At 58.3% G+C, this 25,023-nt stretch carries 25 protein-coding genes; 18 read left to right on the forward strand and 7 right to left on the reverse strand.

The window, feature by feature from the left end; translation table 11 throughout:
• Positions 1-6 precede the first annotated feature (6 nt).
• From ntrX to dusB, 5 genes are all read right to left on the reverse strand, one after another.
• A complete protein-coding gene (gene ntrX / locus RUM8411_RS00705) occupies positions 7-1,416 on the reverse strand; it encodes a nitrogen assimilation response regulator NtrX (RefSeq protein WP_085820723.1) in 1,410 nt (469 codons plus the stop codon).
• A gap of 2 nt (positions 1,417-1,418) precedes the next feature.
• Positions 1,419-3,701, reverse strand: coding sequence for a sensor histidine kinase NtrY-like (locus RUM8411_RS00710; protein ID WP_085820724.1), 2,283 nt, complete (start codon positions 3,699-3,701; stop codon positions 1,419-1,421).
• Between the two features lie 99 nt (positions 3,702-3,800).
• A complete protein-coding gene (locus RUM8411_RS00715; RefSeq protein WP_085820725.1) occupies positions 3,801-5,168 on the reverse strand; it encodes a response regulator in 1,368 nt (455 codons plus the stop codon).
• Positions 5,169-5,210: 42 nt separating this feature from the next.
• Complete coding sequence (locus RUM8411_RS00720) at positions 5,211-6,278, reverse strand: two-component system sensor histidine kinase NtrB (RefSeq protein WP_085820726.1); 1,068 nt, start codon at positions 6,276-6,278, stop codon at positions 5,211-5,213.
• Complete coding sequence (dusB, locus tag RUM8411_RS00725) at positions 6,275-7,258, reverse strand: tRNA dihydrouridine synthase DusB (protein ID WP_085821063.1); 984 nt, start codon at positions 7,256-7,258, stop codon at positions 6,275-6,277. Before dusB ends, RUM8411_RS00720 begins: the two co-directional genes overlap by 4 nt.
• Positions 7,259-7,442: 184 nt before the next feature.
• Between dusB and RUM8411_RS00730 the strand changes: the two genes are divergently transcribed.
• The 6 genes from RUM8411_RS00730 (at position 7,443) to RUM8411_RS00755 (ending at position 13,419) form a co-directional block, all read left to right on the forward strand.
• On the forward strand, positions 7,443-8,573 hold the full coding sequence (locus RUM8411_RS00730; RefSeq protein ID WP_085820727.1) for a bifunctional 2-C-methyl-D-erythritol 4-phosphate cytidylyltransferase/2-C-methyl-D-erythritol 2,4-cyclodiphosphate synthase: 1,131 nt from the start codon (positions 7,443-7,445) through the stop codon (positions 8,571-8,573).
• Complete coding sequence (locus RUM8411_RS00735) at positions 8,570-9,067, forward strand: phosphatidylglycerophosphatase A family protein (RefSeq protein WP_085820728.1); 498 nt, start codon at positions 8,570-8,572, stop codon at positions 9,065-9,067. The genes RUM8411_RS00730 and RUM8411_RS00735 overlap by 4 nt, the downstream gene beginning before the upstream one ends.
• Positions 9,064-9,540, forward strand: a complete 477-nt coding sequence (locus RUM8411_RS00740) for a CinA family protein (protein WP_085820729.1) — start codon at positions 9,064-9,066, stop codon at positions 9,538-9,540. The genes RUM8411_RS00735 and RUM8411_RS00740 overlap by 4 nt, the downstream gene beginning before the upstream one ends.
• A 159-nt stretch (positions 9,541-9,699) precedes the next feature.
• Positions 9,700-10,881, forward strand: coding sequence for an ammonium transporter (locus RUM8411_RS00745; protein WP_085820730.1), 1,182 nt, complete (start codon positions 9,700-9,702; stop codon positions 10,879-10,881).
• Between the two features lie 143 nt (positions 10,882-11,024).
• Positions 11,025-11,705 (forward strand): orotate phosphoribosyltransferase, encoded by a 681-nt coding sequence (locus RUM8411_RS00750; RefSeq protein WP_085820731.1) that lies wholly within the window; start codon positions 11,025-11,027, stop codon positions 11,703-11,705.
• A gap of 223 nt (positions 11,706-11,928) precedes the next feature.
• Complete coding sequence (locus tag RUM8411_RS00755; RefSeq protein WP_085820732.1) at positions 11,929-13,419, forward strand: replicative DNA helicase; 1,491 nt, start codon at positions 11,929-11,931, stop codon at positions 13,417-13,419.
• A gap of 3 nt (positions 13,420-13,422) precedes the next feature.
• Here RUM8411_RS00755 and RUM8411_RS00760 read toward each other — a convergent pair whose 3' ends face one another.
• On the reverse strand, positions 13,423-13,965 hold the full coding sequence (locus RUM8411_RS00760) for a GNAT family N-acetyltransferase (protein ID WP_085820733.1): 543 nt from the start codon (positions 13,963-13,965) through the stop codon (positions 13,423-13,425).
• A gap of 230 nt (positions 13,966-14,195) precedes the next feature.
• On the opposite strand from RUM8411_RS00760, the gene alr reads away from it, so the two are divergent.
• The 12 genes from alr (at position 14,196) to RUM8411_RS00820 (ending at position 24,011) form a co-directional block, all read left to right on the forward strand.
• Positions 14,196-15,230, forward strand: a complete 1,035-nt coding sequence (gene alr / locus RUM8411_RS00765; RefSeq protein WP_085820734.1) for an alanine racemase — start codon at positions 14,196-14,198, stop codon at positions 15,228-15,230.
• Positions 15,227-16,009, forward strand: coding sequence for an MlaE family ABC transporter permease (locus RUM8411_RS00770; RefSeq protein ID WP_085820735.1), 783 nt, complete (start codon positions 15,227-15,229; stop codon positions 16,007-16,009). The genes alr and RUM8411_RS00770 overlap by 4 nt, the downstream gene beginning before the upstream one ends.
• Positions 16,006-16,752: an ABC transporter ATP-binding protein gene (locus RUM8411_RS00775; protein WP_085820736.1), complete on the forward strand. Its 747-nt coding sequence runs from the start codon at positions 16,006-16,008 to the stop codon at positions 16,750-16,752. Before RUM8411_RS00770 ends, RUM8411_RS00775 begins: the two co-directional genes overlap by 4 nt.
• Positions 16,752-17,144, forward strand: a complete 393-nt coding sequence (locus tag RUM8411_RS00780; RefSeq protein ID WP_085820737.1) for a hypothetical protein — start codon at positions 16,752-16,754, stop codon at positions 17,142-17,144. Before RUM8411_RS00775 ends, RUM8411_RS00780 begins: the two co-directional genes overlap by 1 nt.
• Before the next feature lie 9 nt (positions 17,145-17,153).
• Complete coding sequence (locus tag RUM8411_RS00785; RefSeq protein ID WP_085820738.1) at positions 17,154-17,606, forward strand: paraquat-inducible protein A; 453 nt, start codon at positions 17,154-17,156, stop codon at positions 17,604-17,606.
• Positions 17,607-17,753: 147 nt separating this feature from the next.
• Positions 17,754-18,536, forward strand: a complete 783-nt coding sequence (locus RUM8411_RS00790) for a DNA repair protein (protein ID WP_085820739.1) — start codon at positions 17,754-17,756, stop codon at positions 18,534-18,536.
• A gap of 121 nt (positions 18,537-18,657) precedes the next feature.
• A complete protein-coding gene (gene radA / locus RUM8411_RS00795; RefSeq protein ID WP_085820740.1) occupies positions 18,658-20,019 on the forward strand; it encodes a DNA repair protein RadA in 1,362 nt (453 codons plus the stop codon).
• A 42-nt stretch (positions 20,020-20,061) separates the two neighbouring features.
• Positions 20,062-20,661: a CvpA family protein gene (locus RUM8411_RS00800; protein ID WP_085820741.1), complete on the forward strand. Its 600-nt coding sequence runs from the start codon at positions 20,062-20,064 to the stop codon at positions 20,659-20,661.
• Between the two features lie 5 nt (positions 20,662-20,666).
• On the forward strand, positions 20,667-20,945 hold the full coding sequence (locus RUM8411_RS22410) for a hypothetical protein (RefSeq protein ID WP_143534798.1): 279 nt from the start codon (positions 20,667-20,669) through the stop codon (positions 20,943-20,945).
• Between the two features lie 338 nt (positions 20,946-21,283).
• Entirely contained in the window at positions 21,284-22,807 is a 1,524-nt protein-coding gene (purF, locus tag RUM8411_RS00810; protein WP_085820743.1) for an amidophosphoribosyltransferase, read from the forward strand.
• A gap of 268 nt (positions 22,808-23,075) precedes the next feature.
• Positions 23,076-23,324, forward strand: a complete 249-nt coding sequence (locus RUM8411_RS00815; protein WP_085820744.1) for a hypothetical protein — start codon at positions 23,076-23,078, stop codon at positions 23,322-23,324.
• 42 nt (positions 23,325-23,366) lie between these two features.
• Positions 23,367-24,011, forward strand: coding sequence for an SDR family NAD(P)-dependent oxidoreductase (locus RUM8411_RS00820; protein ID WP_085820745.1), 645 nt, complete (start codon positions 23,367-23,369; stop codon positions 24,009-24,011).
• 61 nt (positions 24,012-24,072) lie between these two features.
• Here RUM8411_RS00820 and RUM8411_RS00825 read toward each other — a convergent pair whose 3' ends face one another.
• Positions 24,073-24,915, reverse strand: a complete 843-nt coding sequence (locus tag RUM8411_RS00825; RefSeq protein WP_085820746.1) for an ATP-binding protein — start codon at positions 24,913-24,915, stop codon at positions 24,073-24,075.
• Positions 24,916-25,023: the final 108 nt, after the last annotated feature.

Genomic DNA, 25,023 nt, shown 5'->3' on the forward strand with positions numbered 1-25,023 from the left:
GGCGGATCACTCCGCCGGTTCTGGCTCATCTAGTTGCGCCACGCGGGCACCGGATTTATTCGAGGTCACAACCCCCAGCGATTTCAGCTTGCGGTGCAGCGCACTGCGCTCCATCCCGACAAAGCTGGCCGTGCGGCTGATATTGCCCCCGAACCGGTTGATCTGGGTTAGAAGGTACTCACGCTCGAACGCCTCGCGCGCTTCGCGCAGGGGCAAGGTTGCAAGGGCGCCAGACAAAACCACACGACCCGACTCGTCTGTCTTTTCTTCCTCAGTTGGAAGTTCCTTGGCCTCAATCGGCCCGCTTCCGTCACCCAGGATCAGCACACGCTCAATCAAGTTCTTCAGCTGACGTACGTTCCCAGGCCAAGTCATTGTCTGCAACAAGGCGACAGATTCCTCCGAGATTTCACGCATGTTCAGGCCCTGGGTTTCATGACACATCTCAATGAAATGTTGTGCCAGAACTGGGATGTCTTCGCGCCGCTCTTCCAGCGAAGGCACTGCGATCGGCACCACGTTCAGCCGGTGATACAATTCTTCACGAAACCGGTCGGCGGCGATTTCCTCTTCCAGATCGCGATTGGTCGACGAGATGACCCGCAGATCAACGCGCACCTTGTCCGAACCTCCTACGCGCTGAAACTGCTGATCAACCAGCACACGCAGGATCTTGGATTGGGTACCCAGCGGCATATCGGCCACTTCGTCGAAATAGATCAGACCGCCATGGGCCTCTTCCAGCAGACCCGATTCAATACCGCGTTCTGTGGATTCACGCCCAAACAGCACCTCTTCGACCCGCTCGGGTTCAATCCCGGCACAGTTCACGGTCACAAAAGGCGCGTTCGCCCGGTTTGAATGCGCATGAATATAGCGGGCCGCAATTTCCTTGCCCGAGCCCGCCGGGCCGCTCAGCATCACGCGGCCGTTTGACTTGGTGACCTTGTCCAGTTGGCTTTGCATCGCCCGGAACGAAGCCGACTTGCCAATCATATCCGAATTGGTGACCTCTTTGCGCTTCAGCGAGGCATTCTCGCGGCGCAGGCGAGAGGTCTCCATCGCACGTCGAATGACCACCATCAACTGGTCTATATTAAAGGGCTTTTCGATAAAATCGTAGGCCCCCTGTTTGATTGCCGCCACCGCAATTTCGATGTTGCCGTGACCGGAAATGATTACCACCGGCACATCGGGGTTGTCGCGCTTGACCGATTTCAGGATGTCGATTCCGTCCATGCGGCTGTCTTTCAGCCAGATATCCAGGATCAGCAGTCCCGGCGGCTCGGCGTTGATCGACGACATACACTCGTCCGAGTTTGCCGCCAGCCGGGTTGAATAGCCTTCGTCCTCCAGAATGTCGGACACCAGTTCGCGAATATCGCGTTCGTCATCTACGATCAGAATGTCGCTCATCTTTAGCCTGCTTTCAGTTTGTTTGATTGAATTGCCTGCTTCTGTGGCGCTGCGGTCGGGGACAAGCTTCCCCCATGTAAACGGATCACGGCCATTGCGCCAAAATGGTCCTGTCCGTCAAAGACGGGCGCATCCTCAAGTGTCAGCGCACCGCCATGTTCTTCGATTATCTTTTTGACAATGGGCAGACCCAGACCGGTGCCCTCGTCCCGTGTCGTCACGTATGGTTCAAACAGCCGCGCTCTATCTTCAGGCAGGCCTATGCCGTTATCCGCGATGGTAATAACTGTCCCCGCCTCGTCGCTGGACACATCCACCTTGATCTGCGGCTTAAGGTTCTTTGGCGGGCCTTTTCTTTTCAAGGTCTCTATGGCCTCACCCGCGTTCTTGATCAGGTTGGTCAGCGCCTGGTTCAGCATCGTTGCATCCAGATCCGCCAGAACGGGCTGATCCGGCAGCTTCGCGTCAATCTGAACGTCCGGCTGCCCGGCCTGTTGCAGCAGAACTGCCTCGCGCACCAGCGCAACAATGTCTTCTTCGCGCCGAACCGGTTCAGGCATACGCGCGAATTTTGAGAATTCATCAACAATCCGTCGCAGGTCGTTGGTCTGCCGCACGATCACGTCGGTCATGGATTCGAGGCTGGAACAATCCTCTTCGTCCAGCTTGCGTGAGAACTTGCGCTTGATCCGCTCTGCGCTCAGTTGGATCGGGGTCAGCGGGTTCTTGATCTCATGCGCGATCCGCCGCGCGACATCGCCCCAGGCGGCCATTCGTTGGGCGCTGACCAAATCGGTCACATCATCAAAGGCGACCACATAGCCTTCCAGGCCACCATCCTCACCCCGGCGGGTCGCCATTCGGACCAGCAGGTTTTCCAGCCGCCCCTTGCGGGACACTTTGATCTCTCCTTGAACGGCCTCTTGGGTCCCTGCCTTGAGACCTTCGAAAAGGGGCAGGAATTCCGGAACAGCAATACCGATGGCAAGCTGTTCATCTACCTGCGCCCAATCCAAAAGACGTTCAGCCGAACGGTTCACAAAGGTCACGCAACCATCAGGATCAACACCGACAACACCAGACGTGACCGAACTGAGCACGGAGTCAAACAGGCGTCGGCGGCGTTCGATCTGACGGGTGTTTTCCAAAAGCGTGTCGCGCTGACCTTTAAGTTGACGCGTCATCTGATTGAAATAACGGCCTAACATGGCAATCTCGTCATCGTTGGCCTCTTCGATCACCTGCACGCCCAGGTCCCCGGCACCTACGCGCTGCGCCGCCGTGGTCAGACGACCTACAGGGCGCGACAGGCGTTCGGCAAACCACATACCCAGCGACATCGCCGCCAGGATAAGGATCACCGCAAAACCCAGATACAACAGCCCGAACTCGAACAGCACCCTGCCCCGTTCGCTTTCCAACTGTTGGTAGAACTGCACTGTTTCCTTGGTGTCATCCAGCAACGTCAACAGCTGCCCGTCGACCTCGCGACTGACATACAGATAGCGGTCCAGATAGGCCTGCAACGGCACCAGCGCGCGGAATTCACTGTTCTGCCAGTCGGCAATGATCAGCAATCCGTCATCTGTGGCCGCAATAACCTGCTCAGGTGTGGGCGGTTCAAAGTTGAACAGGTAAGAACGGTCCCCGCGGGACTTAATCTCACCACTGCCATCAATCACATAAGCCTCACGCAAGCCACGCTGGATTTGCCCCTGCCCTTGCGCCAGCACCTCGCGCAGTTCCGCGTCCGAGATGTAAAAATCCACTGCCCGGGCATTGTCCAAGAACCGCGCGAGCACAATTGCATCCTGCGTCAGGCCTTCACGGTGTTCCTGCTCATAGGCCTCGGCCGCTGTCAGAGAAGAGCCAACGACCTGCCGCACCCGGTCCGAAAACCACCCTTCAAGGCCGATATTCACCGTCAGACCAGCAAAAACCGCAACGGTCACAGTCGGCACCAGCGCCAACAGCGTAAAGGCACCAATCAACCTCAGGTGCAGACGCGATCCGGCTGATTTTGCCCGACGGGCCGCAATCAATGTCCCAACCTGGCCCAGAACAAGGCCCGCGACGACCAGCACGTACACAAGGTCTGCCAGAAGAATCAGCCGCAGCGTTGGCGCCGTCGCACCCAGATCAAACGGGCCAATGACCAGATAGGTTGCAAACGCCAAAATGGGACCCAGGAGAACCAGCCCCAAGGTACCAAAATTGCGCAGTCTTCGGGATTTCCGCCACCGATTGATCGCTGGAATCGGCCCGCTCTGTGCCCGGGTTGCCACCGTCTGCCCTCATTCTGATGTGCCGCTTGCGCGGCTTACCGCCATATATCGTGGTCGTTGCCGGGAACGGACCCGGATGCCACGGTTTGTGTGGCGATATTACATCAGTTTGCGACGGCGTGTCACCTGAATATCTAAATCTGTAATCTTTTTTCTCAGCGTATTTCTGTTGATCCCCAGCAGATCGGCACATTTCGCCTGATTTCCGCCGGTTGCGTCCAACGCAAGTTCGATCAGAGGGGCTTCAACCTCGCGCAGGATCCGCTGATACAGGCCTGGTGGGGGCAGTAAATTCCCGTGCAGGTCGAAATACCGGCGCAAATGTCGCTCGACCGAGGCCGAAAGTTTCTCGCGTTCGCCATCACCCAGAATCGGTTCCGCCTCGGGCTGGCTGCCGAGAACCATTTCCACCTCTGCCTTTGAAATCTCATCCGCGCGGCTGGTCAGACTGAGGCGGCGAATAGCGTTTTCCAACTGCCGTACATTGCCAGGCCAGGAATACCGGCGCACCAGTTCAACCGCGTCGGGGCTGAGCCAACGTTTTGCGCCATGCTCACGCTCTTCCCTTGCCAGGAAATGATCAGCAAGCAAGGTGATATCGTCCACCCTCTCGCGCAGGGCCGGCACATGCACAGTCGCACCGCACAGCCGGTAATACAGGTCCTGACGAACACGCCCGTTTTCCATAGCCTCGGTCATGTCCGATTGACTGGTGGCCATGAAACGCGGCACGTGATCGCCGGGGGTGTCCATCATCCGCACGATACGGGCCTGAAGCTCATCCTCGATATCTGCGATCTCATCGATCAACAGCGTTCCGCCCCGCACCCGCGCCATTACCCGCGCCGGGCCTTCCAGATCGCGCAGTTCTGCTGCCGTAGCGGTCACGAACGGTAATGTGCGGCGGTCTGAAAAATCGTGAATAGCACGTGAAATCAAAGACTTGCCCGTGCCACTTTCACCGGAAATCATCACCGACAGATCAGTGTTCATCACCCGCGCCACAAGCCGGTACAACGCCTGCATAACGGGCGTTCGACCCACCAGAGGTAGCTCTTCGGGGCGATCCCCGGTTGTTTCCGCCACTTCCGCCTGCACGCGTTGCTTTTGGTCCAACGCCCGCGCTGTGCGTTTCATCAAATCAGGCAAATCGAACGGCTTGGGCAGATAGTCATACGCATCCGCCTCGGCCGCCTGAATCGCCGTCATAATAGTGTTCTGGGCCGAGATCACGATGACAGGCAGTCCGGGCCGGTCCTGAGCAATCTTTGGCAGCATCTCCAACCCGTTCCCGTCCGGCATGACCACATCCGAGATCACCACATCGCCTTTGCCTTCACCCACCCATCGCATCAGTGTTGTCAGCGAAGAGGTCGCGTGCACCTTGCACCCGGCGCGTGTCAGGGCCTGGGTCAGAACGGTGCGGATCGTGCGGTCGTCATCTGCGACCAGTACTGTGCCATCCATCGGGTGCTCTCCTTGTTCCTGCTCTTGTCGGCGTGTGTCTTCTCATGTTGTTTCACTCGGTGCCCGCCTGAGAGACAAGCGAAACACGGTACGCCCCGGAACCGAGTCAGCCGAAATCCAGCCTTTGTGGTCCGAGATAATTTTACTGACCAGCGCCAGCCCCAGGCCGGTGCCGTTTTCCTTGCCCGATACAAACGGATCAAAGATATCACCGCGGATTTTTTCTGGCAGACCCGGACCGTCATCGATGATCTCGATCTGCAAAGGCAGGGAATGGCCCGATCCGTCACTGCGGCGCAGGCGGAAGGAATGTTCGAAATATGTTCGCAGCCGAATTTTCCCCCCCTTGGGATCGGCCGCCTCGGAGGCGTTTTTCAGCAGGTTCAGCACCACCTGCAGGAACTGATCCGGGTCCCCATAAGCCAACGGCAAGGACGGGTCATAATCCTCAATAATGGTCATATGAGCACCAAAGCCCAGCAGCGCCGACCGCCGCGCACGGTCCAGAACGTCGTGGATATTGACTGGCTTGAAATCGGGCTCTGAGAGATTTCCGAACTGCTCGACCTGTTCCAGAAGTTTCACGATTCGGCGGCTTTCTTCCACGATAAGATCTGTAAGTTCAAGGTCTTGCTGCGAGATATTCATGCTGAGCAATTGTGCAGCACCAGTGATTCCAGCCAGCGGGTTTTTGATCTCATGCGCCAACATCTCGGCCATGCCGATGGCCGACTGGGCTGCGGATTTTACCGTATTACCCCCGGTCATCCGCCCTGCCAATTCACGCGGCGAGATGATCATAATCATCGATCCAGGATGCCCGGCCAATGGTGCGATCTGTAGCGCGCATTGCAGCGGTGCCCGATTGCCCGAGCCCACGTCCACGTCGTTGACAAACAGCGGTGTTCCCTGCTGTCGGGCCCTCAAAAAAGACTCTTCCAACGGTGCATCAACCGCAATCTGATCCCAGACTGGGTGCCCGATCACCGCCTTGCGGGATGCGTTCAGGAATCCTTCACCTGCCGAGTTCACATCTGTAATCCGGTCTTCGGTATCAATGATGAAGGCCGGAACCGGCAACGAGGTCCAAATGTTCTGGTCCGAGGTCATGCGGCCACCTCGGCACCGGCATTCAAGGCGTCCCCGAGTATTCCCAGCACCTCGTCCGTATCGCGTGAGGTCAGAACAGCCCGACGCAGAGCAGCGGGTGTGGCAGTTTCATCCATGTACCACCCCAGATGTTTGCGCGCGACACGCAGGCCCAGATCAGTACCGTAGAATCCAAGCATCGCCTGATAGTGCGCACGCACCATGTCGATCAAATCGGGTCCCGTTGGAACAACCGGCGCGCCTGTCCCAAACAGGTCGTGACAAACCTGAGCCAGCAGCCAGGGCTTGCCCTGTGCCCCCCGCCCGATCATCACGCCATCTGAACCCGAATGCGCCAATGCGATGCGCGCTGCGGCGGTATCCACGATGTCACCATTGGCAATGACCGGAATCGACACTGCCTCTTTCACTGCCCGGATCGCGTGCCAATCCGCGTGACCCTTGTAGAATTGGCAGCGGGTGCGCCCGTGGATCGTGACCATACTGATGCCAGCCTCTTGTGCGCGCCGCGCCACGTCCGGCGCATTCAACAGCTTGTCGTCCCAACCCAAACGCGTCTTCAGCGTCACCGGCACGTCGACGGCCTCGACCACCGCCTCGATCAGCGTCAGCGCATGATCAGGGGTCTTCAGCAGAGCGGAACCGGAATACCCGTTTGTGACCTTTTTGGCCGGGCATCCCATGTTGATATCAATCACCCGCGCACCACGGTCTGCAACCTGCCGGGCGGCCTCGGCCATCCAATGCGCCTCGCGCCCGGCAAGTTGCACGGCTGTGTTTTCGACGTCCGCGGACAGCTCGGCCCGTTCGCGCACGCCCGGCTTGGCCTGCACCATTTCCTGGCTGGCAACCATTTCGCTGACGACCATCCCTGCGCCAAAGCGCATCACCAGATCGCGAAAGGGTCGGTCGGTGATTCCGGCCATCGGGGCCAGCATCACCGGCGGGTTCAGATCTTTGTTAGAGAGCAGCAGAGTCAACGTGCTTAATCCTTGGGCAGTTGCGGCTTTGATATCGAATTCCGCGCATATGAACAACAAATCGGCGGCCAGCAAGCCCGCAAAATCATCACTTGCCTATTTTTTAGGCAGCTTAACGCAGGTGATTGCCTCTGTATTCACCGCACCCTAAACATTGCCCTTAGATCACCGGAGAAACCGCCCCATGACTACCGCCGCCATTATCGTTGCCGCAGGACGTGGATTGCGCGCCGGGGGAGGTGTTCCGAAACAGTGGCGACCGCTTGCGGGCCGCCGTGTCGCGGATTGGACGATTAAGCGTTTCTGCGGGCAAGTCGACCACGTCGTTCTGGTCCTGTCCGAAGATGACGACGACGCGTGGGCGGAATTCCAGGACAGCCCATTGATCTTGACCAAAGGTGGCCGTGACCGGGCCGGGTCCGTGCGCAACGGGTTGCAGGTGCTGGACGGGATGTCAGTCACCAACGTCCTGATCCACGATGTTGCCCGGCCCTGCGTGTCCTCTGAGACCATTCAACAGGTCCTGACCGCGCTACAAGAGCATCCCGCCGCCGCGCCCGGGCTAGCTGTCACCGATGCGCTGTGGACTGTGGATGGGTCCGTTGTAACCGGAACACAGGATCGGGCGGGTCTTTTTGCGGCGCAAACCCCGCAGGGTTTTCACTATGACTCGATTGTTGCGGCACATAAGACGCATCCAGGCGGTGCTGCGGACGATGTCGAAGTTGCTCGCGCGGCGGGCATGGATGTAGCCATCGTGCAAGGCGATGCGGATAACATCAAAATCACACGGCCCGAGGATTTTGCCCGGGCGGAACGCATATTGGGAACGGATATGGATGTAAGGTTGGGCAACGGGTACGACGTACACCGATTTGGTGATGGGGATCATGTGATCTTGTGCGGAGTGAAAGTACCGCATGACCGTAGCCTTCAAGGCCATTCGGACGCGGATGTTGGTATGCACGCAGTCACCGACGCAATTTACGGCGCGTTGGCGCAGGGTGATATAGGTCAGCACTTCCCGCCCTCAGACCCGCAATGGAAAGGCGCCGCCAGCGAGATTTTCCTGCGCCACGCGGTCGAATTGGCTGGGCAAATGGGATATTGCATCTCGAATATCGACTGCACATTGGTCTGCGAATTCCCAAAGATTGGCCCGCATGCGCCCGCAATGCGCGCGGAGATGGCGCGTATTATGGGGCTGCACGGTGATCAGGTCTCGGTCAAGGCGACAACGTCGGAACGGTTGGGCTTTACCGGCCGCAGCGAAGGTATTGCGTCGCTGGCCACGGCCTGTCTGGTGAAATCATGACCGCAGCTCAGTGGATCGGAACCGTTTGCGGCGTCGGATACCTGCGCCCCGCGCCGGGCACATGGGGATCACTGGCCGCCCTGCCCCTAGCCTGGGGTCTGCACATGTTGGGCGGCTTTCCCCTGCTGGCTCTCGCCACTGTTGCGGTTTTCTTTGGCGGGCTTTGGGCCACGCGGGCGATGACAGCAGGCAAAGAAAACCACGACCCGTCCGAGATTGTCATCGATGAGGTCGCAGGACAGTTCATCGCTTTATGGGCTATTTCATACCCGTCCTGGGCCCATGGGATTGAGATCACCGCTCTGTGGCCCGGCTGGGTGGCCGGTTTCCTGCTGTTCCGACTGTTCGATATCACCAAACCCGGCCCGGTCGGCTGGGCCGATCGGCGCAATGACGCGATGGGCGTTATGCTGGACGACGTGATTGCCGGTGTGTTTGCAGCGATTGGCGTACTGATCCTGGCTGGCATTACACATGGGATACTGGGCCTGTGACCGTTGCTCAACTTCTTGACCGCGCCAAGGCGCAGCAGGTGATGATCGCCACCGCCGAAAGCTGCACTGGCGGTATGGTCGCCGCCGCGTTGACGGACATTCCCGGCAGCTCTGCCGTGGTCGAGCGGGGCTTTGTCACCTACACCAACACCGCCAAACAGCAGATGCTGGGCGTACTGGCCGAAACTCTGGACACCCACGGCGCTGTGTCCGAAGAGGTTGCCCGCGAAATGGCCCTAGGAGCTTTGCGGAACTCTGGCGCGCAATTGGCCGTGTCCGTAACCGGGATCGCAGGCCCTGGCGGGTCCGAGTACAAGCCCGAAGGGCGTGTCTGTTTTGGGCTGGCCGTCAGCGGGGAACCAACCGTGACGGAAACCGTCGAATTCGGAGCACTTGGCCGCGACAATGTTCGCCGTGCGGCACGGGACCACGCGCTGGATCTGTTGTCTCAGGGCCTTTCCTACGATGCCTAATATTAAGGCAAATCACACAACATGACGCTCATTTAATCACCGGTTAGCAAAAAGCCCTATAAACAGGCGTGCTTTTTGGGGTTTGCCTCTTTTTTCCCCGCCCGCTCTGCGCTTCAACCCGCGCCAAGCAAGTTGAAGACGCAAAGAGGAGACCGGCAGATGAATGGAGCCGATACCGCCTGGATCATAGTTGCAACCGCACTGGTCCTGTTCATGACATTGCCTGGACTGGCACTGTTTTACGGCGGCCTCGTGCGCGCCCGCAACGTGCTGAGTGTTTTCATGCACTGTTTCAGCATCGCCTGTTTGATGAGCATCCTGTGGCTGGTTGCGGGTTATTCTATCGCCTTTGGCGACGGCAGCTCGGGCCTGTGGGGCGGGCTGGGCAAAGCTTTTCTGAACGGTGTCGATGCCGACAGCCTGTCAGGCAACCTGCCCGAGGTGCTGTTCTTTGCCTTCCAGATGACTTTTGCCATCATTACCCCAGCCCTGATCGTCGGAGCCTATGTAGAGCGGGTGGGCTTTGGCTTTGTTCTGACCTTCTCGGGCCTGTGGATGCTGTTGTGCTATGCACCGGTCGTTCACTGGATTTGGGGTGGCGGCATTCTGACAGACGGCGGAATTCTGGGTGAGGTCGGCGTTCGGGACTTTGCGGGCGGCATAGTGGTACATGAAACAGCGGGTCTGGCCGCGCTGATCATCGCCGTTGCACTTGGCCCACGCCGCAATAGGACAACCCCACCGCACAATCCCGGTTTCGTTATGATCGGGGCCGCGATGTTGTGGGTCGGCTGGTTCGGCTTTAACGGCGGCTCGCAACTGGCCGCTGACGGTGGCGCTGCGATGGCGATGACGGTGACGCATATTTCGGCCGCCACGGCATCACTCAGCTGGGCACTGTGGGAGCGTATCAAGTATGGCAAAGCCTCGATGGTTGGTCTGGTGACCGGTACGATTGCGGGTCTGGCCTCGATCACCCCGGCCTCGGGCTATGTTGATCCGGTGCAGGCACTGATCATTGGCGCGGTGGCGGGCATTCTGTGTCAGGAAGCCGTTACTGCGGTTCGTAACGTTTTCAATATCGACGACACGCTGGACGTCTTTGCAGTGCACGGCGTCGGTGGCATCTTTGGAACAATCATGATCGCCGCTTTTGGTCTGGGCACCTGGACTGCACAACTGGGCGGGCTGGTTATCGTAGGTGCCTTTACGGCAGTTGTGACATTTATCCTGATCAAGCTAGTTGCACTGATTACGCCACTTCGCGTAGACGCAGAGACTGAAACAAACGGGCTCGACCTGTCGGTACACGGCGAACGGGCCTATGATATGAGCAGCTGAGCCCACCTTGGCTGCCACCTGCCCGCAAGGGCCAAAGCGGACCTCCCCCCGAGGTCCGCTTTTCTTTTGCTTGCAACCCTCTCGACTCCGGGTCCGGGGACAGGCTATCAGCCCGCAACGTCATTTTGCCCCGAGGTTCCGCCATGATCCCCAGTTCCTTTCCCGATAGCACCGAAATCGCCCGCCTGACCGCGCGGATGCTGCTGGAGATCAAGGCCGTTCATTTCAATGCGCGCGAACCATTCACGCTGGCCTCGGGCCTGCCCAGCCCGACCTATATCGACTGTCGCAAGCTGATCTCATATCCGCGTATCCGCTCGACCCTGATGGATTTTCTGACGGTCACCGTGATGCGCGATGCAGGGTTTGAGGCATTTGACAACATCGCGGGTGGCGAAACCGCAGGTATCCCCTTTGCCGCCTTCGTCGCCGAGCGGATGGCTCTGCCGATGACCTATGTGCGCAAAAAGCCCAAAGGGTACGGGCGCAACGCACGGATCGAAGGTGCGATGGGTGAAGGCGAGCGCGTTCTGTTGGTAGAAGACCTGACCACTGATGGCGGCTCAAAGCTGTCGTTTGTTGATGCGATCCGCGACACCGGTGCGACCTGCGGGCACACTGCGGTCATTTTCTACTATGGCATCTTCCCCGAGACCGAGAAGACGCTGGGCGATCACGGCGTGCAATTGCATCACCTATGCACATGGTGGGACGTTCTGGCCGAGGCCAAAGCCCAGAAAGCCTTTGATCCCGAAACACTTGACGGGGTCGAGGCCTTTCTGGACGACCCGCGCGCCTGGCAGGAAACCAATAAATCCACGTAAACTTGTTGTGGATCGATTGGGGATAAGCCCAGTAGAATCAATGCAGACGGAACAATATCTAGTGACTTTGTTCCAGTTTGCTACATAATGCGGCACACCCATTATAAACTTCTGGCCGTCCCGAAAGTTATCCCAAGGCTTTACCCTAACTTAGCCACAGGTATTTCCAGATAGCCTAAGGGCAACAAAAGCGCCTAAAACCACCGTGGGCAGCGGGGACAATATGAACGAGATCAGCAGTATCGAGCAGGCAGCGGCGCAAATTCAGAACGCCGACACCATGCCGCATTCCATTGAGGCTGAACAACAGCTTCTGGGGGCAATCCTTACCAACAACGATCTGTATGATCGGGTCGCCTCGATCATCGGGGCCGAGCACTTTTATGATCCGGTCCATGCACGCATCTATGAGGTCGCCGCGACCCGGATCGCCAAGAACGCGCTGGCATCTCCGGTGACCCTGAAATCCTTCATGGCCGAAGATGAGGGCCTGAAGGAATTGGGTGGACCCGCTTATCTGGTCAAACTGGCCGGAGCCTCGATCAGCGCCTTTGCGGTGCATGATTACGCCCAGATGATCTATGATCTGGCGATCCGACGCGAGTTGATCCGGCTGGGCCGCGACATCTCAGACAAGGCGGCGCGTGTTGATGTGGCGAGCGAGCCGAAAGAACAGATCGTAGAGGCCGAACAACAGCTTTATCAGTTATCCGAGCAGGGCCAGACCGAACAAGGTTTTCAATCCTTCCTCAAGGCGGTCACAGAAGCCGTCAACGTCACCAACGAAGCCTACCAGCGCGGTGGCGGCATGGCAGGGATTTCCACCGGTCTGGCCGACTTGGATAAACAGCTGGGCGGATTGCATCCCTCTGACCTGATCATTCTGGCTGGGCGTCCTTCGATGGGAAAAACCTCGTTGGCGACCAACGTCGCATTCAACGTGGCCAAAGCCTATAAGCGCGGGTTGAAACCCGACGGCACTGAAGGCGCGATTGATGGCGGCGTGGTCGGGTTCTTTTCCTTGGAAATGAGCGCCGAGCAGTTGGCAGGCCGGGTTCTGGCCGAAGCGTCCGAGATTTCGTCGCACAAGATCCGTCAGGGTGACATGACCGAGGCCGAGTTCCGCCGTTTCGTGGACGCCGCCAAGGAACTGGAAGCCTGCCCGTTGTTCATCGACGACACGCCTGCCCTGCCGATTTCACAACTGGCAGCGCGTGCGCGGCGGTTGAAGCGGACCCATGGGCTGGACCTGCTGGTGATCGACTATTTGCAGCTGTGCCGTGGCATGGCCGAGAACCGAGTCAACGAAATCGCCGAGATTTCGATGGGCATGAAGGCCATCGCCAAGGAACTGCAGATTCCGGTGGTCGCCTTGTCCCAGCTCTCGCGTCAGGTTGAAAACCGCGACGACAAGCGCCCGCAATTGTCAGACCTGCGGGAATCGGGCTCGATCGAACAGGATGCTGATGTGGTGATGTTCGTGTTCCGCGAGGAATACTACAAGGAACGTGAAAAGCCTGGCGATCACGAGCTGGAAAAGATGGAAGAGTGGAAGCAGGCCATGGAGCGCCTGCATGCCAAAGCCGAGGTCATCGTTGGCAAACAGCGCCACGGCCCCATCGGTACGGTCGAACTGTCGTTCGAGGCGCAATTCACCCGTTTTGGCAATCTGGTCAAACCCTGGCAACAAGACGGTCAGATCGAAGGCTACTGACCCCTACCACAGTCCTGGGTTATCAAAGGCGCTGACGCAGCGGGACGGGCCTTTGATTGGCTTCATCGCCTCACCATTCAGCGGCTGACCCAACCACCCGTGCGGCATGCTCAACGGCTTTGGCGCGCGGGCAGTCTCTTCGGTGATCGGCTGGAACCCGGATTTAGTGTAGTAAACCGGATCGCCATAGGTCACCGCCCAATCCACCTGGCGCCGGCGCAGTTCCTCCAACCCAAACCCGATCAGCTTTTGGCCAATACCGGTCTTTTGACGATCCGTCCTGATCGCCACCGGCGCCATCAGAAACACCTGACGCGGATCCTGATCATAGCGCAGGCGCGAAAACAGAATGCAACCCACCAGCAAGTCACCGTCCAGAGCCAGAGACACCATCAGATCATCTCTCTCCGTCGTCGCCAAAAGATCGCTGACCAGCGCGCCGATCAAAGTGCCCTCTTCTTCGCCCTCGGACGCCGCAAACACATCGCGGAACAGGTCAGGCAGATCGGTCGCCCGGCTGTGGTAGTTGGTGGTCAGTTTCAGCATGCGTTTCCACTCACCTCATGGTCCCGAACAGAGTAAACGATTTACTTACATAACATCCGTTGAATACGTGACGGATACAATGCCGCGGCATCCCTAAAGCCCTCCAAAGTCAGGAATTCCACCATTGCCCCAGCAATAGCGGCCAGAAGCTGCTCAGCACGCGCAAAATCTCCTCAAGAATTGCGACCTACCCCCTTGACCTGCCGCAATCCAATGTCATGAACGGCGCCATGAGTATCGCACACTTAACGATCAATCTTCATGCGCTTGCCAGCAATTGGCGGGCGCTGGATGCAAAAACAGAAGTCGAGACCGGGGCAGTTGTCAAAGCTGACGCCTACGGTTTGGGCGTTGGGCCTGTGTCCGCGACCTTGGCCGAAGAAGGTGTCCGCAAGTTCTTTGTCGCCGCCGCCGAAGAAGGCGTTGCAGTGCGCGAAGCCGTAGGGCCCGAGCCCCAGATTTTTGTCTTCTCCGGTTTTATGGAGGGGGACAATGGCCTACTTTATGCGGACAATCTGATCCCTTTGATTAATTCGCCAGAACAATTTAAGAGACTCCAACAGGCAATGCCGGATCGCCCCTTCGGAGTTCAATTGGACAGTGGTATGAATCGCCTTGGGCTTGAGCCCGCCGACTGGGCCGAATTGCGGCCAGAGATGGAGGCCATGAACCCAGTGGTGGTCATGTCCCATCTGGCCTGCGCGGATGAGCCCGATCACCCGATGAACCGACAACAGCTGAAAACCTTCCGCGATATGACCGACGGTGTGACAGCCGCCCGGTCGCTGGCGGCCACGGGCGGCACGCTGCTGGGGTCTGATTTTCATTTTGATTTCTGTCGCCCCGGCATTGGCCTCTATGGCGGCATGCCCTTTGTCGATGCCAAACCCGTCGTCACTGTGGACCTGCCCGTTATTCAGGTGCGCGCGGTCGAGGTTGGAGAGACCGTGGGCTATGGCAACAGCTGGGTGGCCCGGCGGCCGTCCCGTATTGCAACCGTTGCAGCAGGCTATGCGGATGGTTTGCACCGGGCTATTGGCGGCGGCATCGACACCTTTGCCGGTGACCAGCCCTGCCCGTTGGTCGGTCGCATCTCGATGGATCTGATCACCGTCGACGTCACCGACCTGCCGGAAGACCCCGATCGACTGCGCATTCTGAACGGCCATCAGACCGTTGATGATCTGGCCGAGGCCGCAGGCACCATCGGGTATGAAATCCTAACATCGCTTGGCGCGCGCTTTTCCCGGGGCTACGTGGAATGAACCCTTTGTATCTGCTGGGTGGTCTGGGCCGCGCCGTTCTGACGCTGTTGGCCACGTTTGGCCAAGTTGCGCTGTTCTCGATGGATGCGATCTCACATGTCTTTCGCCCGCCATATTACCCGCGCGAGTTTGGTGTTGCGCTGATGAATATCGGCTGGCTGTCCCTGCCCGTGGTGGGCCTGACCGCCATTTTCACCGGCGGCGCGCTGGCCCTGCAGATCTACGCAGGAGGCGCGCGCTTCAACGCCGAGGCGGTGGTGCCCCAGATTGTCGCCATCGGCATGGTGCGCGAGCTTGGCCCGGTGCTCGTCGGTCTGATGATCGCCGCGCGCGTGACTTCCTCGATCGCGGCCGAGATCGCCACGATGAAAGTGACCGAGCAGATCGACGCGCTGGTCACCCTATCCACCCACCCGATGAAATACCTGACCGCCCCTCGCGTTCTGGCGGCGCTGATCACCGTGCCTCTGTTGGTTGGGATCGGCGATATCATCGGCATTGCGGGCGGCTATGTTGTGGCGACCCAGAACCTGGGCTTCAACGCCGCGACCTATCTGCAAAACACCGTCAATTTCCTTGAGCTGCGCGACATCGTCTCATCCCTCGTCAAAGGTGCAGTCTTCGGTCTGATCGCAGCGCTAATGGGCTGTTATTACGGCATGAATTCCGGTCGCGGCGCGCAGGGCGTTGGCCGGGCCACAAAGTCTTCGGTCGAATCCGCTGCAATCATGATTCTGGCCGCCAACTTCATTCTGACAGGGGTGTTCTTCTCGCTATGATCCGGATGGAGAACGTACAAAAAACCTTTGGCGACAATCGGGTTCTGCAAGGCATGAACCTTGAGATTCCCAAAGGCACGTCGATGGTCATCATCGGAGGCTCTGGCACCGGGAAGTCCGTGGCCCTAAAATGCATCCTTGGCCTGATCAAGCCCGACAGCGGCATGATTTATGTTGACGGCAAGGACGCGAAAAAAGGCGACCGAGACGCGTTTCTGGCCCGGTTCGGGATGCTGTTTCAAGGGGCGGCGCTGTTTGATTCACTGCCCGTCTGGCAGAATGTCAGCTTTCGCTTGCTGCGCGGCCCGCTCAAGCGCCCGCCGGAATATGCCCGCGAAATCGCAATTGAGAAACTGCGCCGCGTGGGTCTCAAATCGGACGTGGCCGACCGCTTTCCCTCTGAGCTATCTGGTGGCATGCAAAAACGCGTGGGCCTTGCCCGTGCTATCGCTGCCGAGCCCGAGATCATTTTCTTTGACGAACCCACCACAGGCCTGGACCCGATCATGTCGGGTGTCATCAACGACCTGATCCGCGAGATCGTGACCGAGATGGGCGCCACCGCGATGACCATCACCCACGACATGAGCTCGGTTCGCGCAATCGCCGACAACGTAGCGATGCTGCATGACGGGGTGATCCAGTGGACCGGCCCTGTTGCCCAGATGGATGCCTCGGGCGATCCCTACGTCGCGCAGTTCATCAGTGGGAGTGCTGAGGGGCCGATTGAGGCGGTGAGGTAGTGGATTCCATTGCGCTCATTCTGCACCTACTACCCTTCACCTATTTCGTGTCGGTGGTAGCAACTTGGTTCATCATTCATCTTTTTGGCGAAAAATCAGGAGTTCCGCGCTTTCTTAAAGCCGAGGTGATATTCCTTCCGGTATTGCTCGCTGCATTAAAAGGCGTCTTCCCAGCAGTTCTGTTATCTTTATTTTTGTTGGAGGCGCTAAGCTTGGAAGGTCCAATCGTGAACTGGGCTACAGAAGCCGGTTATGTTGTTTCAGGCTTCATTCTGCACCGGAAACTTCACTCCGAAGTATCAAATAAGGTGGCTGCTGAGTGCACTGTCAGCGCCATCGCTCTCATCTACATTATTGGCTGGGCCGTATCTTTTGACAAAATGATCGCCTAGCGCCGACAAATGATCCTCCGCCTCGCAACCCTCTCGCTCCTGATCCTCTACCCCATCGCATGGTTCGCCCCATTGATGCGCGCAGGGCTCCTCCCGATCTTCGGTCTGAGTGAGATCAGCGTTATCACCGGGCTCCAGTCCCTCTGGAAATCCGACATCTTTCTGGCGCTGGTCGTCACGGTCTTCGCCCTAGTCGCGCCTTACATCAAAACCATCGGCACCGCGCTGATCCAATGGAACCTTCTGGACCCGCGTGTTCAACCCGCACTGAACATCATGGGCAAGCTCGCGATGGCTGATATCTTCCTGATCGCGCTCTATATTACACTGGCAAAGGGCATCTCGTACGCGACCATTGAAACCGCTTGGGGCCTTTATTTGTTCACCGGCTGTATTCTGGCCTCTCTCGCACTGGGTCACATTACGGAAATGACATCCAGATCACGAAATCCTCAGACGTAATTGATTGAAAACATTTATCTGAGTATCATCTTAATATTTCGAGCAGTAAGTTTTTAGTTTTCGGATCCGTAGCGGATCAATCTGTGTGTTTTGGATGACCTCCGCTTGGGTCCGGTGTGTACCGGTTCCAGAAGGAGATCGTCGATCATGACCGCCCTCCACAACATAACATTGCAATTTCAGAATGCCTTTTTACGACTTACTTTTTTCCTGATCAGCGCGGCGACATTTTTCGCCGTCACAGCCACCCTCTTATCCGCCCTTGGTGTCTTGCCGTGGCTGTCCATGCAGGCCGGCTTCGGCGCCGGCCCGGTCAGCGATGCAGGGATGTTCATTCAGATTGGCCTGACCGCCCTGATTCTCATGCTGGCATTCTACTTGCCAGCCAATGCGCGGATGATGGCGCTGGAAAGCAACCATCGCAAGTTTGCCCTGAACATGCACGACATCGCTGATGCCTATCAGATGGCCCATGCCGAGGATCGTGGCGGATTGTTCGTGATGTCGTCCGAATTTGACGCGGTCAAAGAGCGGATGGCCTTTCTGCGCCACCACCCCAACCTGCAAGCGCTTGAGCCCGAGATCCTGGAGCTGGCCGCACAGATGAGCCAGATTAGCCACGAACTGGCCGAGACCTACAGCGATACCAAGGTTTCGCGCGCCCGTATGTTCCTGCAACAGCGCCAGGAAGAGATTGAACAATTCCAGCAGCGGATCGAAGAAGCGCAGGTGATCCAGAACGAATTACGGCAATGGACACGCGATGTCGAGATGGAGGAAACCATTGCCAAGTCACAACTAACTCGCCTGCGCGATGAATTGTTCGAGTTGTTGCCGGAACTGTCAACCCAGTTACAAACACCGTCCAAGGACCGCGCGCCCAAGCCCTCCAGCGTCATTGCGATGTCGCCGCCTCGCGCGGCGGAATAGGCGCGCCAGCGCCCGCTGCGGACGATGGTCCAAAGGGCCTGAGGACACGGCGCCCAACCGGCGGCGATGAAAGCCCTGCAAGGGCTTGAAGAACCGCCCATCCTCGGGCACCAAGGGCCGCATGGCAAAGACGACTTTCTCCTGCTCGGCCTGTGGCGCGTCGCATTCGCGCTGGTCCGGGCGTTGTGACGCCTGTGGTGAATGGAATTCGATCACGCAGGACGTCCCCCTTTCGGCTGGCCCCGCCAAAAAATCCCTCGGTGGCAAGCGCGGCCAGTCCATTACACTCACGGACTTGTCCACCGAGGAAACGCCCCCACCTCGCACCCTCTGCGGGGTCGAGGAGTTGGACCGCGTGCTGGGCGGCGGCCTCGTCCCCGCCTCGGCCTTGCTGGTGGGGGGAGATCCCGGCATCGGCAAATCCACGTTGTTGTTGCAGGCCGCAGCGCGGTTCTCGCGTGCAGGTGTCAAAACCATCTATGTCTCGGGCGAGGAAGCCAGCGCGCAGGTCCGCATGCGCGCGCGTCGTCTGGGACTGGAAGACGCTCCGGTGCAACTGGCGGCCGAGACAAACCTACGCAACATCCTGACGACGCTTGAGGCCGAGAAGCCCGGCCTTGCCATCATTGATTCGATCCAGACTATGTGGGCCGACAATGTGGACAGTGCCCCCGGCTCAGTTTCACAAGTCCGGGCCGCAGCACATGAATTGACCACGTTTGCGAAACGACATGGCGTTTCAATCATCATGGTCGGCCACGTCACCAAAGAAGGCCAGATTGCGGGCCCTCGTGTCGTTGAACATATGGTCGATACCGTTCTGTATTTTGAAGGCGAGCGCGGCCACCAGTTCCGCATCCTGCGCGCGGTTAAGAACCGTTTTGGTCCCGCTGATGAGATCGGCGTGTTCGAGATGACTGGCAAGGGGCTGGCGCAGGTCACCAACCCTTCGGCGCTGTTTCTGTCGGAACGCGGCACGCCCAGCCCTGGATCAGCCGTGTTTGCAGGTATCGAGGGCACCCGACCGGTGCTGGTCGAGTTGCAGGCGCTGGTCGCCCCCTCACCCCATTCTCAGCCCCGCCGCACCGTCGTGGGATGGGACAGTGGGCGCCTGGCGATGATCCTCGCGGTGCTCGAAGCGCGCTGCGGCATCCCGTTTGCGGGGCTCGACGTCTATCTGAACGTCGCCGGAGGGCTGAAAATCAGTGAACCCGCTGCCGACCTCGCCGTCGCCGCTGCCTTGCTGAGTGCGCGTGAAGACACCGCCTTGCCCGCCGACACGGTTGTTTTCGGAGAAATCTCGTTATCCGGGGCACTTAGACCCGCCCCGCAGACCGAAAACAGGTTGAAAGAAGCGCAAAAACTTGGTTTCACGTCGGCCATAGCTCCGGCAGGTGGCAAAACCGGTACTGTGGCAGGTCTGACACTCACCCGACCCTCTGATTTGGTAGGGTTTGTTGGCGAAACCTTCGGAGCAGGTTAAGGTAACGCCTTGAGGGGCTGAAAAAAAGTACAGGCGAGGGCCATGGAAGGTTTTACAATTATTGACGGGGTTGTCGCCCTGATCATCGTCGTGTCGGGCTTGTTGGCCTATTCACGCGGGCTATTACGAGAGGTTTTGGCCATTGCCGGCTGGGTTGCAGCCGCTGTTCTGGCATTCATTTTTGCGCCTCAGGCCGTGCCTTTGGTAAAAGAAATTCCGGTGGTCGGTGATTTCCTGCGCGACAGCTGCGAATTGTCGGTCATCACCGGCTTTGCCGCCGTCTTTGCCATCGCTTTGATCGTGGTCAGCATATTTACGCCGCTGTTTTCCTCGATCGTTCAGCGCTCGGCGCTTGGCGGGCTGGATCAGGCGCTGGGGTTCTTCTTTGGAATCGCGCGCGGCATCCTGTTGGTCGCCATCGCCTTCTTTGTCTATGATACAGTGATGACCGGTCAGTCTTACACCATCGTTGACGAAAGCCGCTCGGCCAAGGTGTTCGAACAATTCAGCGACCGGATAGAAGAGCAAAATCCCGAGGCCGCGCTGGGTTGGGTCACGCAACAATATGAAGAACTGGTGGGCAGCTGCACCGCAAGCGCCGAGACCTCCGAAGAGCCATCGGCCCCCGCGACTACCGAATAACGAAGATGCCCGGCTTTGACCGGGCATTTTTGTCGGGCCAGCTTCCTTCAGCTTTGTGTGATAAACCCTTCGCCTGCACATATGGTGCATCTGATATTTTTCAGGCCCACACACCCGTCACAACGGCTGAAAATAGGCTTGCCAAAGACATCCCGGCTTTTGACAACTTCGCCTGCACCATTACAGATTTGACAAGGCGCGCGCCCCATTCCGCGGCAACGATGGCACCGACGCTTGACCGGTTCTTCCTTCTTTTGACCTTGCTTGTGTTGCCACATAGCTGACTTCCCATCGAAACGCTAACATTCGCCGCGCTATGACAGCACAAGCTTTTCGCCATGTCACCATTTCATGCGTTTTGACCCAAAATCCACATGCGGCAAAATGCAAATGTGATCCTTTGATGACACAGGCCTCGTTAGGCCTTATGTGAAACCCGAACCGACATGGAATCGGAGCTGCCGATCTTGCTGTATCTGTTTTCTTTCGCGCTGGCCCTGGGGGCGATGGTGCGTATGTGCCACCAGCTGGATGGCCTTATTTGCGTACAGGTACACCCGGCGGACCTTCCGAACCGAAACGCTATTCACCGTTAGAACGTCATAGAAATTGGAGCCCGTGTATGTGTGGGATTTTGGGGATCGCAAGTAGGACACATGATGTCTTTGCGGAAATCTATGACGGGCTGCTGATGCTGCAGCACCGGGGTCAGGACGCCTCGGGGATCGTCACCTATAACGGCGAATTCTTCCGCGAGAAGAAAGCCAACGGTCTGGTCAAGGACGTGTTCAATGCCCAGGACGCCGAAACATTGCTGGGCAAGGTTGGTATGGGGCATGTGCGGTACCCGACCGCAGGGTCGCTCAGCGCGTCTGAGGCGCAGCCGTTTTTTGTAAACGCGCCCTATGGAATCTATCTGGTTCATAACGGCAACATCACCAACACGGCTGAACAGCGTGAGAAAGTTACCGCCAAATACAGTCGCCACCTTCGCACCACCTCGGATTCCGAGATTCTGCTGAACGTACTGGCAGACAAAGTCGCCGATGCGATCAAGGTCAACGGCAATGCTGAACCCATTCGCAACATCTTTGCTGGTGTGAAGATGACGATGGAGCGGGTTCAGGGCGCCTATTCTGTCATCTGTCTGGTCGCCGGTGTCGGCATGCTGGCCTTCCGCGATCCTTATGGTATCCGCCCTCTGTCGGTAGCCAAACGTGAGGTCGACGGAGAGGGTGACGATTATGCCTTTGCCTCGGAAGACGTGGCCTTTGGCATCAACGGCTTTGACAAGCTTCGTGATGTCAAACCCGGCGAGGCGATCCTGATCGATCTGGAAGGCAACATGCACACGTTCCAGGCGGTGGAAGGACAGCTGACGCCTTGTATCTTTGAATATGTCTACCTGGCGCGTCCGGACTCGCTGTTGGATGGTGTGTCCGTCTATAAAACCCAGATGCGTATGGGTCAGACGCTGGCCCGCCAGATCGAAGCCGCTGACCTTGAGATCGACCGCATCATTCCGGTGCCCGACAGCGCCCGCCCCGTCGCGCTTGAGGTTGCCAAGGCCATTGGTATTTCCTACCGCGAAGGTCTTGTGAAAAACCGCTATGTTGGCCGCACATTCATCATGCCCGGTCAGGAAGAGCGTCAGAAATCTGTGCGCCGCAAACTGAACGCAGTCCCGCTGGAGTTCAAGGATCACAACGTTCTGCTGATCGACGATTCCATTGTGCGCGGCAATACCATCAAGAAGATCGTACAGATGTGCCGCGAGGCTGGTGCCAAGAAAGTTTACATTGCAAGCGCCTCACCACCGGTGAAATTCCCGAATGTCTATGGCATCGATATGCCGACCAAACATGAGCTGATCGCCCATGGCAAGGAAATCGAGGAAATCAGGCAAGAGTTGGGGGCCGACGCGCTGTTCTACCAGAACCTCGACGATCTGATTTGGTCCGCCAAGGAAGGCAACCCCGAGATCGAGGCCTTCGATTGCTCGTGTTTTGACGGAAATTACATCACTGGCAGCGTCAGTGACGATTATCTGGACCATCTTGAAAATAGCAATCGCGTCAGCAAGAAGAAGCAGGACATGCAGGTTCCCGGTGGATCCTGGAACGGCGCAAAACTGGTGTCGGGATAACCCTCTGACCGAATCAAGTTTGACTTGGGCCCGTTTCGCTGCCACGTTGCGGGCCCATTTTTGCTCAATTGCCGCATCTTGGCGGTGGAATTTCGCGCACAACCCTTTGGCGAAGAAACTGCAATCGCAAAGGCTTCGCATTGCTGCGAAAACGGCGGCAGAATGGTGACCCTCGGTCGCGCTTTTACTTATCCCTTTGGTTTGATACGCGACTGGCAACCACCCACTCGCAACAAGGGGTCAGGCCGCTGCGGCCGGGCCACGTTTTATGTCAAACTCAACCGTCAAAAGCGCGGCCACACAAAAGGGCGCGCTAAAGAAGAACTCTGTGTCTGTCCTTGGCGTTTTTGGGCCCAAGGCGGATATGCGCGCGCTTGTGCGCCTGTCCTCGGGGCGGGTTAAAGAGGTCAAGCCGGGCAGCCGCGTGTCCTCGGGCACTGTCGTCGCCATCGATGCCGAGGGCGTGATGCTGCGACAAAGCGGCCAGACCAAGCGGATAGCCATCCCCGGCAGTTAATCCTGTCTTGACGCCCTGCGCGCTGGGGTTCAAACCGTTTTCATGACTGATCAGACCAAAATCGCCCTCGTTACTGGCGCGTCTCGCGGATTGGGCGCAGCCCTGGCCGAAGCGTTGGCCCCCGAGTACCACATCGTCGCCGTCGCCCGCACCACTGGCGGACTGGAAGAACTGGATGACCGCATTCAGGCCAAAGGCGGCGCGGCCACGCTGGCACCAATGGACATCGCTGATCCCAATGCCATGGCAACGCTGTGCAGGGGTATCCACGACCGTTGGGGAAAAGTGGACCTTTGGCTGCACACGGCCGTCCACACCTCGGCCCTGACACCAGCCCATTTCGTTGATCCGAAAGAGTGGACAAAGGCAGTCAACACCAACGCCACTGCCACATCGGTTCTGATCCCCTATATCGCCCCTCTTTTGGGTGAAACGGGTCATGCGGTGTTTTTTGACGACCCCAAGGCGGGTGAGAAATTCTATGGCATCTATGGCGCGACCAAGGCCGCTCAGATGGCACTGGCCCGCAGCTGGGCCCACGAGGCCGAGCGTACCGGGCCGCGCGTATCTATTGTCGAACCCGCGCCAATGCCCACCGCTGTCCGCGCCCGGTTCCATCCAGGTGAGGATCGCGATGCGTTGACCAGCACGACGGAAGAGGCTGCGCGGTTGTTGGCACAGTTGTAGGAATGGTCCTGTGGACCATGCCTCAGGCGGGGATATTTTTGGGCCAGATGAAGCGGGCGGGTTACGCGATGTGCACGCCGGTGCGCCCGGCCAGATCGACAAAGAACTGCCAGGCCACGCGGCCCGAGCGCGCGCCTCGGGTAGCCTGCCATTCGATCGCCTCGGCGCGCAGGGTCGCTGCGTCGACAGAGACCCCGTAGGCTGCGCAATAGCGATCGATCATCGCCAGATATTCGTCCTGGTCACAGGGATGGAACCCCAGCCAGAGGCCGAACCGGTCGGACAGTGAGACTTTCTCTTCGACGGCCTCAGATGGGTTGATGGCGCTGGAGCGTTCGTTTTCGATCATGTCCCGTGGCATCAGGTGGCGGCGGTTTGAGGTGGCGTAGAACACCACATTCTCGGGGCGGCCTTCGATGCCGCCGTCCAGCACCGCCTTGAGCGATTTATAGTGCTGGTCATCATGGCTGAACGACAAGTCGTCGCAAAACAGGATAAACCGGTGTGGTGCTGCGCGCAGATGGTTCAGCAAGCGCGCGACCGAGCCCATGTCTTCGCGCTGCAGTTCTACAAGCTTCAGGTTCGGGTGATCCGCCTGCAAGGTGCCGTGCACAGCTTTGACCAAGCTGGATTTGCCCATGCCACGCGCCCCCCAAAGCAAGGCATTGTTGGCCTTATACCCGTTGGCAAACCGCCTTGTGTTGCCCAGCAAAGTATCGCGCGAGCGGTCAATCCCGACCAAAAGATCCAGGTCAACCCGGTTGACCATATCCACTGGCATCAGGCGGTCAGGTTCTACATGCCAGACAAAAGCATGCGCCGCCCCAAAATCGGGCGCGGCCAACGGCGCGGGCGCCATGCGGTCCAGCGCGTCGGCAATTCGGTTCAGGGCCTGGTTGTCCATGCGCTCTCCTCCGGTCTGTCTGGCGGGGTTCAAACCATGTTCCGCCCGCCGCAACAAGGGTGGGACACGAAAAAGGCGCGCCAGCAGGTGGCGCGCCCTTCGGATCTG

Source organism: Ruegeria meonggei (genome assembly GCF_900172215.1).
In the GTDB taxonomy this organism is placed as follows: Bacteria; Pseudomonadota; Alphaproteobacteria; order Rhodobacterales; family Rhodobacteraceae; genus Ruegeria; species Ruegeria meonggei.

Bases quoted from the DNA above. Each gene is read 5' to 3' on its own strand.
- RUM8411_RS00825 (WP_085820746.1), bottom strand. From the start codon at position 24,915: ATGGACAACCAGGCCCTGAACCGAATTGCCGACGCGCTGGACCGCATG.
- RUM8411_RS00820 (WP_085820745.1), top strand. From the start codon at position 23,367: ATGACTGATCAGACCAAAATCGCCCTCGTTACTGGCGCGTCTCGCGGA.
- RUM8411_RS00815 (WP_085820744.1), top strand. From the start codon at position 23,076: ATGTCAAACTCAACCGTCAAAAGCGCGGCCACACAAAAGGGCGCGCTA.
- RUM8411_RS00750 (WP_085820731.1), top strand. From the start codon at position 11,025: ATGATCCCCAGTTCCTTTCCCGATAGCACCGAAATCGCCCGCCTGACC.
- purF (WP_085820743.1), top strand. From the start codon at position 21,284: ATGTGTGGGATTTTGGGGATCGCAAGTAGGACACATGATGTCTTTGCG.
- radA (WP_085820740.1), top strand. From the start codon at position 18,658: ATGGCAAAGACGACTTTCTCCTGCTCGGCCTGTGGCGCGTCGCATTCG.
- alr (WP_085820734.1), top strand. From the start codon at position 14,196: ATGAGTATCGCACACTTAACGATCAATCTTCATGCGCTTGCCAGCAAT.
- RUM8411_RS22410 (WP_143534798.1), top strand. From the start codon at position 20,667: ATGCCCGGCTTTGACCGGGCATTTTTGTCGGGCCAGCTTCCTTCAGCT.
- RUM8411_RS00800 (WP_085820741.1), top strand. From the start codon at position 20,062: ATGGAAGGTTTTACAATTATTGACGGGGTTGTCGCCCTGATCATCGTC.
- ntrX (WP_085820723.1), bottom strand. From the start codon at position 1,416: ATGAGCGACATTCTGATCGTAGATGACGAACGCGATATTCGCGAACTG.
- RUM8411_RS00720 (WP_085820726.1), bottom strand. From the start codon at position 6,278: ATGACCTCGGACCAGAACATTTGGACCTCGTTGCCGGTTCCGGCCTTC.
- RUM8411_RS00775 (WP_085820736.1), top strand. From the start codon at position 16,006: ATGATCCGGATGGAGAACGTACAAAAAACCTTTGGCGACAATCGGGTT.
- RUM8411_RS00770 (WP_085820735.1), top strand. From the start codon at position 15,227: ATGAACCCTTTGTATCTGCTGGGTGGTCTGGGCCGCGCCGTTCTGACG.
- RUM8411_RS00785 (WP_085820738.1), top strand. From the start codon at position 17,154: ATGATCCTCCGCCTCGCAACCCTCTCGCTCCTGATCCTCTACCCCATC.
- RUM8411_RS00745 (WP_085820730.1), top strand. From the start codon at position 9,700: ATGAATGGAGCCGATACCGCCTGGATCATAGTTGCAACCGCACTGGTC.
- RUM8411_RS00735 (WP_085820728.1), top strand. From the start codon at position 8,570: ATGACCGCAGCTCAGTGGATCGGAACCGTTTGCGGCGTCGGATACCTG.
- RUM8411_RS00755 (WP_085820732.1), top strand. From the start codon at position 11,929: ATGAACGAGATCAGCAGTATCGAGCAGGCAGCGGCGCAAATTCAGAAC.
- RUM8411_RS00730 (WP_085820727.1), top strand. From the start codon at position 7,443: ATGACTACCGCCGCCATTATCGTTGCCGCAGGACGTGGATTGCGCGCC.
- RUM8411_RS00760 (WP_085820733.1), bottom strand. From the start codon at position 13,965: ATGCTGAAACTGACCACCAACTACCACAGCCGGGCGACCGATCTGCCT.
- RUM8411_RS00715 (WP_085820725.1), bottom strand. From the start codon at position 5,168: ATGGATGGCACAGTACTGGTCGCAGATGACGACCGCACGATCCGCACC.
- RUM8411_RS00790 (WP_085820739.1), top strand. From the start codon at position 17,754: ATGACCGCCCTCCACAACATAACATTGCAATTTCAGAATGCCTTTTTA.